This is a genomic window from Armatimonadota bacterium (assembly GCA_028871815.1).
GTDB lineage: Bacteria > Armatimonadota > Chthonomonadetes > Chthonomonadales > Chthonomonadaceae > REEB205.
Genome location: JAGWMJ010000002.1, coordinates 365,984 through 374,329 on the forward strand (window position 1 = coordinate 365,984; position 8,346 = coordinate 374,329).

5 protein-coding genes are annotated in these 8,346 nt (G+C 62.9%); 3 read left to right on the forward strand and 2 right to left on the reverse strand.

Annotated features, from left to right (window positions below; genetic code table 11):
- Position 1: 1 nt before the first annotated feature.
- Both KGJ62_04430 and KGJ62_04435 read right to left on the reverse strand, forming a co-directional pair.
- Positions 2 to 1,498: an aldehyde dehydrogenase family protein gene (locus KGJ62_04430; GenBank protein MDE2125815.1), complete on the reverse strand. Its 1,497-nt coding sequence runs from the start codon at positions 1,496 to 1,498 to the stop codon at positions 2 to 4.
- Positions 1,495 to 2,919 carry a hypothetical protein gene (locus tag KGJ62_04435; GenBank protein MDE2125816.1) on the reverse strand — a complete coding sequence of 475 codons (1,425 nt, stop codon included), beginning with the start codon at positions 2,917 to 2,919 and terminating at the stop codon, positions 1,495 to 1,497. Before KGJ62_04435 ends, KGJ62_04430 begins: the two co-directional genes overlap by 4 nt.
- Before the next feature lie 206 nt (positions 2,920 to 3,125).
- Here KGJ62_04435 and KGJ62_04440 point away from each other — a divergent pair, with 206 nt between their 5' ends.
- From KGJ62_04440 to KGJ62_04450, 3 genes are all read left to right on the forward strand, one after another.
- Positions 3,126 to 5,084, forward strand: a complete 1,959-nt coding sequence (locus KGJ62_04440; GenBank protein ID MDE2125817.1) for a hypothetical protein — start codon at positions 3,126 to 3,128, stop codon at positions 5,082 to 5,084.
- Between the two features lie 112 nt (positions 5,085 to 5,196).
- The gene (locus KGJ62_04445; GenBank protein ID MDE2125818.1) at positions 5,197 to 7,665 is read left to right on the forward strand and encodes a hypothetical protein; all 2,469 of its coding nucleotides are present in this window, start codon (positions 5,197 to 5,199) and stop codon (positions 7,663 to 7,665) included.
- Between the two features lie 354 nt (positions 7,666 to 8,019).
- Positions 8,020 to 8,346 (forward strand): hypothetical protein (locus KGJ62_04450; GenBank protein MDE2125819.1); only part of this gene is annotated, 327 nt, incomplete at its 3' end.

Below are 8,346 nucleotides of genomic sequence, written 5' to 3' on the forward strand. Positions count from 1 at the left end.
TCTATCCGCCCTGTGTGTCGATTTGCGCACGTACCAGATCGCTCGATTCGCTGTAGTTGATGTACACCGATTTCCACTCCGTACAACTGTCCGCGGCCATCCATCCCGCCTCACGGTGACCGTTGCCCGTCTGCTTAACGCCTCCGAAAGGCAGTTGGATCTCGGCGCCGCTCGTCGGCAGGTTTACGTACACGATGCCCGACTGAAGTTCGTCGATTGCATGAAACGCGCGACTCACGTCGCGCGTGTAGATCGACAGTGAAAGGCCGTAAGCGGTGCCGTTGGCAACCTCCAACGCCTCCTGCATTGAGGCAACCGGCATGACGCCGGTTACCGGTCCAAATATCTCCTCTTGTGCAATCCGCATCTCTGGCTTCATCTGCCCAAAGACCGTCGGCGAGTAGAAGTAACCATCGCCCAGTTCACCCTCCTTGAGGAGCGTGCCTCCTGTGAGCAACTCCGCGCCTTCGGACTGCCCGATCCGCACATATCCATCGATACGCTCAAGCTGTGCCCGGTTCACGACGGGACCGACCTCGGTGGCGGGATCTGCGCCACCGCCGAGCCGCAACCTGCGTGTGCGCTCAACCAGCAGTTCCGTGAACTGCGGCGCCACACTGCGCTCCACAATCAGGCGGCTGGCGGCCGTGCATCGCTGCCCGGCCGTACCAAATGCGCTCCACAGCGCTCCCTTTACGGCAAGATCCACGTCTGCGTCGGCAAGCACGAGGATCGCGTTCTTGCCGCCCAGTTCGCAGCTGACGCGTTTCATCAACTCCCCGCATCTCCCGGCAATCCGTCGTCCAGTGTCGGTGCTGCCGGTAAATGAGATGGCATCCACTTCGGGCGACTCCACCAGTGCCGCGCCGGCCTCTTCGCCGAATCCCGTGACCAGATTGACGACGCCGGCCGGCAGTCCGGCCTCTTCAAGCGCCTGAACGAACAACACGGCCTGGCCGGGCGTGTCCTCCGCAGGTTTGAACACAATGGTGTTACCGGCCAACAGGGCGGGCAGCATCTTCCAACTTGGGATCGCGATGGGAAAGTTCCATGGCGTTATCAGCCCGATGACGCCCATCGGCACGCGGCGTGCGTAGCAAAAGATGTCGCTGCGCTCCGATGGCGTCACGCTGCCGTCCGGCAGGCGGCCCTGACCGGCGATGTACCAGGCCATATCGATGGCTTCCTGAACATCGCCACGCGCCTCTACCAGCACCTTTCCCATCTCGCGAGTCATCTCGATGGCAATCGCCTCTTTGCGGCTCTCGAGGATCCGGGCAAGCTTTGCGATGATCGCCGCTCGCGCGGGTTTGGGAGTGCGGCGCCACGCGGGAAAAGCGGACCTGGCCGCTTGCGCCGCCATTGCCACGTCGGCGGCGGCCGACCGGGCGTATTCCCCCAGCACATCGCTGATGCGAGCCGGATTGCAGGACTCAAAAGTGGCGCCGCCGGCCGCGGGCTGCCAGGTACCGCCGATCAGGTTACCGGTTGGCTTCATACCCCGGCCCTCCGCGCATCGGTCGCCAGGATAATGGCGCTCACGCCGGTCTTGTTGAATCCCTTGAAACCACTCCACCGCTGCAGGATCTCCAGGTGGCTGCCCGGCGCACCGCGCTCACCGAAACGCGCCGCCTCGTCGGCCGTGATCATCCCGGATTCGCGCAGCCTGCCGATCCGTTCGCTTGCGATTGGCCAGATTTCGGGCTCGGTGAACAGCTGCTTCAACATTGGCAGATCCGTGAACGGCGCCATCAGCCCGAATCCGGCGTTTCGCAGCACAGCGGAAGCCGCCTCAAAGTCGTACTCCGCCTCCAGGTGGTGCATGCCGGCAGCGGCGATGCTTGAGGCGTGCATGGCGCACCAGAGCCCGATCGTGCCGAGAACGTTTCGCTCCGGCAAATCCTGGTTGGCGAAGTCGAGGTCAAGTTCATCCGGAGCTACATCCACATCGCTGAAGATCACCACGCGGCTCACCGGATGCTCCAGCACTTGTGCGCCCCAGCCGGCTTCTGCGCCGGCATAAAACCGCTCGCGGGGCTGAAAGCCCATCTCGATCCACAACCGCTGCAGCGCACGGAATGCCGCCCGTGACGAGCGGTAGGTGTGATGATCGTGATTAGCCCATTCAAACCCCAGCTCGCGCTGCCGGTCATACATCCAGCGCGCAGCGGCGTTCCGCCGCATATAACACCGGCGCTCCGAGGCAAAAAACTCGTCAACAGCGCGGGCCAGCCCAATGCGCCCGGCTGCGATGGTGAACAGAGCGCCGGCCGCCTGAATAACGTCCGTTTCATCGCCGCCACGCTCGCGAGCGTCGAACGCCTGGGCCGCAGCCTCAATCGCCTCCCGCCGCGCGTGCGACAGGTGCTGGCTTCGGAATCCGGCGTACCCACGGCGCGCAGCCACGCCAAGGCCTTCATGCTCGCCGCCAAACCAGGCTTCTTCATAATCGGCGCCCGGGTCGCCGCCGCGTTTCCGCACCTCCATGGCGTTGGCAGTCAGCCAGGTATCGAGGCTTTCAACCGAAAGGCACAGACACGGATGCGGAACTTCGGCGTCCAGGCGGACGCGCGCTACGCGTCCCCCAGGCGCCAACCAGAAGCTATCTCCATCCACCGTTGCCCGCTCCACAAATCCGGCCGCCGTCAGCGCGTCGCGGCTCTCGGCTGTCTCCGGCAGCGTCAGGTGGTCAATCAGGTTCACAATCCGTACTCCGCATCGCTGCAGTATGCGGTCCGCCAGCAGGCCGATAGCCGGCGCTCGCTGTATCATGCCGTGCAACTGCTCGTCCACCCAGTCCGTGGCCTGCGGGCACAGAGGCCAGTCAAATCGATCTTCCTTCACCACAATTCGCCTCCCGCGCGCTTCGCTGCGCGCCGTCAAACCGCTGAGATTCAGGTAATAAATAAGCGCAGGCACTGCTGCCCGCGCGTTGGCTCTCGAAGCATATTCTGCCGGTGGTTCAATCCGAATTATACCTTCCGTGACGTTCCGTGCGTCCGTCGTGTGGCAAAGCTAACAGACGCACGCGCAGCCCGCGGCTTGCCATCAGTTACCAACCGCTACGCGCTCAAACTCGCTCTCGTGCACCACCGCTAAAGGGAAAGGCAGGGACCTGCTCAGCCATGATTCGTATTGCACAACATCGCCACGCACCGCCATTTCTCACGGCGCTGTTGGTTGCACTGGCCTGCCCGTCGGTGCTCGCTCAGGGCACTGCCCCCGCTCACCCGCTGGAGTTCGTGGGTGGGCAGGGCACGCCGCTCATTCCAATGGCGGTGGTCCGGCTTGCCAGCCGTGCGGCGATGCTGGCGAACCAGCACAATCTCGCGGGATTCACGGCGCTGTCCGGCAGCGCTTCCGCAGGCGGCTTCGGCTGGGTGCAGTTCGACAAGACGAGCGTCTGGCACGGCGATCCGCTTGCGATTCCACCCGCAACCGGCCCGCTGCTGGGCCATGTACCGAATGATCTGGTAGTGGTGCACGCATGGCACGGATGCGAGAGTGACGGTGATCACGTCTACTACGCGGTGCGTGGCGCCGGTGGCTGGCATCTGGGCGCGGAGATTCCCGAGACCGATCCGTTCGGCATTCGCGTAACCGCGCACGACCTTGACGTAACCATCAACCCAACGGCGGGAACGGTCGAAATCAACGATGTGGCTACCGTACATCGGATACCCGGTGGCTCACCAAAGTTCGGAATACTGCGCCTTTCACCCGACTTTCCGGTCACCACATTCGCCCTCGTACACGCCAATGGCAGCGAGACCCCGGTGCGCTTCGCGCAGACCGCCGGCATAATCGCCTTCGTTCCGCCGGCCGGCACTCTGTGGCGTTTCCACATGCACTACGCCGGCAAGGTGAACCACTCTGGTGGCGACTATATCCTTCCCACTGAAGCCACGCTCAACAGCTACTGGTATCCAGATACCGCTCGGCTGCCCGCAACAAGCATCGTCAAGGTGACGGTACCCGCTGACTGGACGCCTCTGGCGCAGGGAGAGGAGCTCTCGTTCCGGCGCACGGCAACCTCCACGACCGCCGTGTTCCGCAACAACGTGGCCAACTGCTATTTTACCGTCGACGCCGCGCCGTACAGCATTACGGAGCAGGCTCACCATGGTGTCAAGCTCTACTGCTACCTTCTCCATCCCAACCCAAAGCTCGCCGCCAGCTGCCTCGACCTGCTTGGCCGCGCCATGGATTTCTACCAGGCACACTACTCCAGGTATCCGTACAGCCGCTACACCGTGGTGGAGACGGCCGGCAACTTCGCCGGAGCGCTGGAAGCCTACTCGTTCGCGACATTTCAGAGCGTAACACTGCCCGAGACGATTCCACACGAGCTTTCGCACACGTGGTTCGGAGGCATCGTTCCCTGCACCTATACCACCTCGATGTGGAACGAATCGTTCGCGAATTACTCGGATGACCTCTTCCGGCGCGATACGGGGTTACACAGCACGACCTTTAGCCGCGCGATGCGCACGGATGGTTTCGGAGGCTTCACACTGGCAGATGCGAGCGATACGAGCGACCCTGATCAATCTGCCGTGGGATATGGCAAAGGGTCGATGGTGCTGCGCGCACTGGAGGATCAACTCGGCCAGCCCGCCATGCTGAAAGCCATTCGGGAGTACATCTCGGATCACAAACCGGGGGAAGCTGGAAGTTGGAGAGAGTTTCAGAAGGCGGTGGAGCGCTCCACCGGCGCACCGCTTGGTTGGTTCTTCGATGAATGGGTGCACCGGGTCGGGATGCCGTCGCTACAGATCGAGCATGTGGTGAAATCCGGGCCGCCGGGCCGGCAAACCGTGGAGTTTGACGTCGTGCAAGACGCAAACCCCTATCGCATGGACCTCGGCGTGGGATTGGTGCATCCGGATGGCTCATCCACCATAAGCCATGTTTGGGTGGGTAAACGAGAAAGCCACGTTCGATTGAGCGTGGGAGATGCCGTCTCAATCCGCCTGAACCCCGATGCCATGATACCGATGGCTGCTCCGGCCGGAACACCGGCTGGAACCGACCCGTATACCATCGAGATCGGCAAGATTGGGGCGCCGCAAGCCACAGAGTGATCTTCACCGTCTGGCGACTGCCAGCGGCGGCCGGTGTTACCAGAGCTTCGGCGCTCGCTGCCTCAACACCAGCCCGCATCCGGATTGAAACACGAGATAGAAGGATTGCCATATGAAATCGCACATTAAGTCTCTTGCTACCGCCGCCGCGCTGTTGGCCGCATTTGCCGCCTGCTGTACGCGCGCTTCCGCGGCGAACCGGCAGGCTTCCCTGCCGCGGTTTCTGGACGAGCTCGCGGCTATCGCGAATGCGCGGAACGCTCCGGCGCTGCAGCGGCTGTCGGCGCCCGGCATCCAACAAGATACGTCCTGGATGTTGGGGCAGTCCGCAGTGCCACCCTCTGCCATGGGCAAGAACGTGGCATGGTCCGCACGAGTCATCACGCTGGATAACGGTTCGCAGGATCCGCCGAGGTTGGTTGTCGTTACGGAGTACCATCCGTGCGAAACGCAGGGAGACCACGTGTGGCTGCTCGACGCCACGCCTGCCGGTTTTCGCCTCGGCCATGAGTTTCTTGAGGGAGATCGCACCGGATACCGATTGATCCATCACAGCATGGCCATTACCATCAATCCGGACGCAGCGTCGCTCAAAGCTGACGATACCGTGGATGTGGTGGCGAACAAGCCGGTAACACCGCTGCCGCTGGACGGCCTGGTGCTGATGCACATTCAGGATGGCTACAACGTGGATTCGGCGGGCCAGAACGGAAAGCCGATCTGGTTTGCACAGGCCGGCGGGGTTCTTGTCGTTCGTCTTGCGGCGCCGCCGCCCGCCTCCGTGGCCGCACCGAACGACCGGCCGACAGCGCAGATTCAGCTCACGTGGGAGGGGCGCGCGATCCAGAATCGGCTCGACTTCATTCACCCCGACGAAGCGTGCATCAGTGGCTACTGGATGCCGCAGGTGGGCCGACTGCCGGTGACGGCAGATGTGACGGTAAATGTGCCGGCAGGCTACAGTGCGCTGACGCAGGGGGTTCTGACGCGCAAAGTCGCCACCAATGGCGGTGAGGCGTTCTACTTTGAAAACCACCTGCCGGTATCCGTCTACAGCCTGGATGTGGCGCGCTACCTGCGAATAACTGCGCCACCGGCAGCGGGCCGGCCCTTTACGGTGAATGTGGACTATCTGCATGCCGGTGACCGGGCGCTCGCCGAGCGTAGTCTTCAGACCGCCATCCATGCGCTCACCTTCTACAACGCCAATTTCGCGCCATTTCCATACCCGGCCTATAGTGTGGTGATCAGCGACCGTTTTGCCGAGTCGCTTGAGGGCTACTCGATGACGACCGTTGGCCGGGGTGACGCGCCCACCGTGCTGCCGCATGAGATTTCGCACACATGGTGGGGCGGAATCGTGCCCTGCACCTATCTGCACGACATCTGGAATGAGGCGATGGCCACCTACTCGGATGGCCTGTTCGAGCGCATGAACCACTCTACGGAGGGGATGCAGCAGCAGACTGAGCCATCCATATTGGGAAGCGGCATGCTGGAGAATACGGGCAGCGTTGCGCTCGGCAACTCGCACGATCCGCTGGACGTGACGCAGGATATTGTCGGCTACTTCAAAGGCGCCGCTGTGATGGAGACGCTGGAAGGAATGATCGGCCAACCGGCAGCAATCCGGGTACTGCAGCAGATCGTGAAGCAGCACGTACCGTACGAGGCCGCAACGTGGCAGAACGTGGTACAGGCTACGGCAACGGTTGCCGGTCAGCAGTGGCGCAGCTTCTTTGGAGCGTGGCTCAGTGGTAATACGCTGCCGCAATTGAGGCTTGCTGACGTCAAGGTGGAGCGGAATGCCGACGGTTCGGCCACGGTGAACGCCGCGGTGGTGCAGAGCTCCGACCCGCCATACTGGCTCAAGACGCCGGTCCAGCTCCGGACGAGCAGCGCCACGTTGACGGCCAACGCCATGGTGAAATCCGGGTCCACGCCGGTGACGTTCAGCCTGCCACCGGGCGCCACGCCGATATCGCTGACGATCGACCCGAACCACGTTGCGCTGCATGGAGGCGCATCCGGCGCGCCGCTCCCATCGGTCACGGAGTTTCTTGCCGATACCGGCACACTGTGGGCGGTGTACGGCACGCACGGCACTCCGCAAGAGAATGCGGCGATGCGCGCCGCGGCAACAGCAGCATCCGAAGTGTTTCTGGAGGCCCGGGTACGACCGATATCTGACGAGGCAATGTTGGCCCAGCGACATGCCTCCGGGAATATCCTGCTGATCGGCGGACCCACCGACAATGCTCTGGTCCGCGTCGCAGCCACCGTGTTCAGCGTGCGATTCCATCTCGGCGTACCGCCGTCCCTCATCGTTGGCGAAAGCGTGAGCTCCGACCCGGCCGCCTGGTGCTTCACCACCGGGCCAACCGGCCCGTTCGGCGCAGGTCGCCAGGCAGCGCTGTTTGCTGCCCTCTCACCAGCCGGCTACGAAAGCATTGGCGCCATCCGCGCGCTGCCCGGAGCAGCGTCGACGTACCTGGCCAAAGGCGCGGGCCCGCTGAAGCTTTTGGCCGCGGTATCGCGGCAAAGCGGCAATACCGGTACCTACCGGTTCGCCCATCCGTAGGCTGCCGGCAGCGCACGCCGTGCTTCACACAGGAATCTGACTTTCGCAAGGTCTGAAAGTCGTGCTCCCCGGCTGATGTGCCAGCGCGCCAGCCATTCATAGCGCGCACGGGTCGCCGCCGGTTCTGCTCGTCTCGACTACGCTACGCGCGAACAACTGAAATGCGGAGTCAGTGTCTACCGCTGTATATCGGCCGTGTTGAGCGCGATGCGCTTTTCGTCTGGCGCTTCACAATCCTCCTCCGAGAGCATGCCCGCTGCAATCTGCAGTTCGTATGGCGCGGCTGCCCGCCGTTGATTACCGTCACGGTTCAGAAGTAGTCCGTGGGACCGGGTGATTGCTCCCGAAAGCCGGATGACCGCGTACGGCACGGCGCTCACGGCCGGCTATACGAGTGATGGCCTGCGAGCGTGGAAGACCAACTCCTCCGGAACCACGTACTTTCTCTACGACGGCATAACGCCGATCTGCGAAATCGACAGTACCGGCGCGGTCAGCGCGGTAAACACCTTCGGCCCCACCGGTCTGCTCTCGCGCCGTGCGGGCACTTCAAGTATCTTCTACGCCTTCGATCCGCAGGGCAACCCGGCCGAAGAGGTCAACTCCAGCGATTCCGTTCTCGCCTCGTTCGACTTCGACGCCTTCGGCAGCCGCTCCATCTCCGGTACGGCAACCGATCCG

Bases quoted from the DNA above. Each gene is read 5' to 3' on its own strand.
- KGJ62_04430 (MDE2125815.1), bottom strand. From the start codon at position 1,498: ATGAAGCCAACCGGTAACCTGATCGGCGGTACCTGGCAGCCCGCGGCC.
- KGJ62_04440 (MDE2125817.1), top strand. From the start codon at position 3,126: ATGATTCGTATTGCACAACATCGCCACGCACCGCCATTTCTCACGGCG.
- KGJ62_04445 (MDE2125818.1), top strand. From the start codon at position 5,197: ATGAAATCGCACATTAAGTCTCTTGCTACCGCCGCCGCGCTGTTGGCC.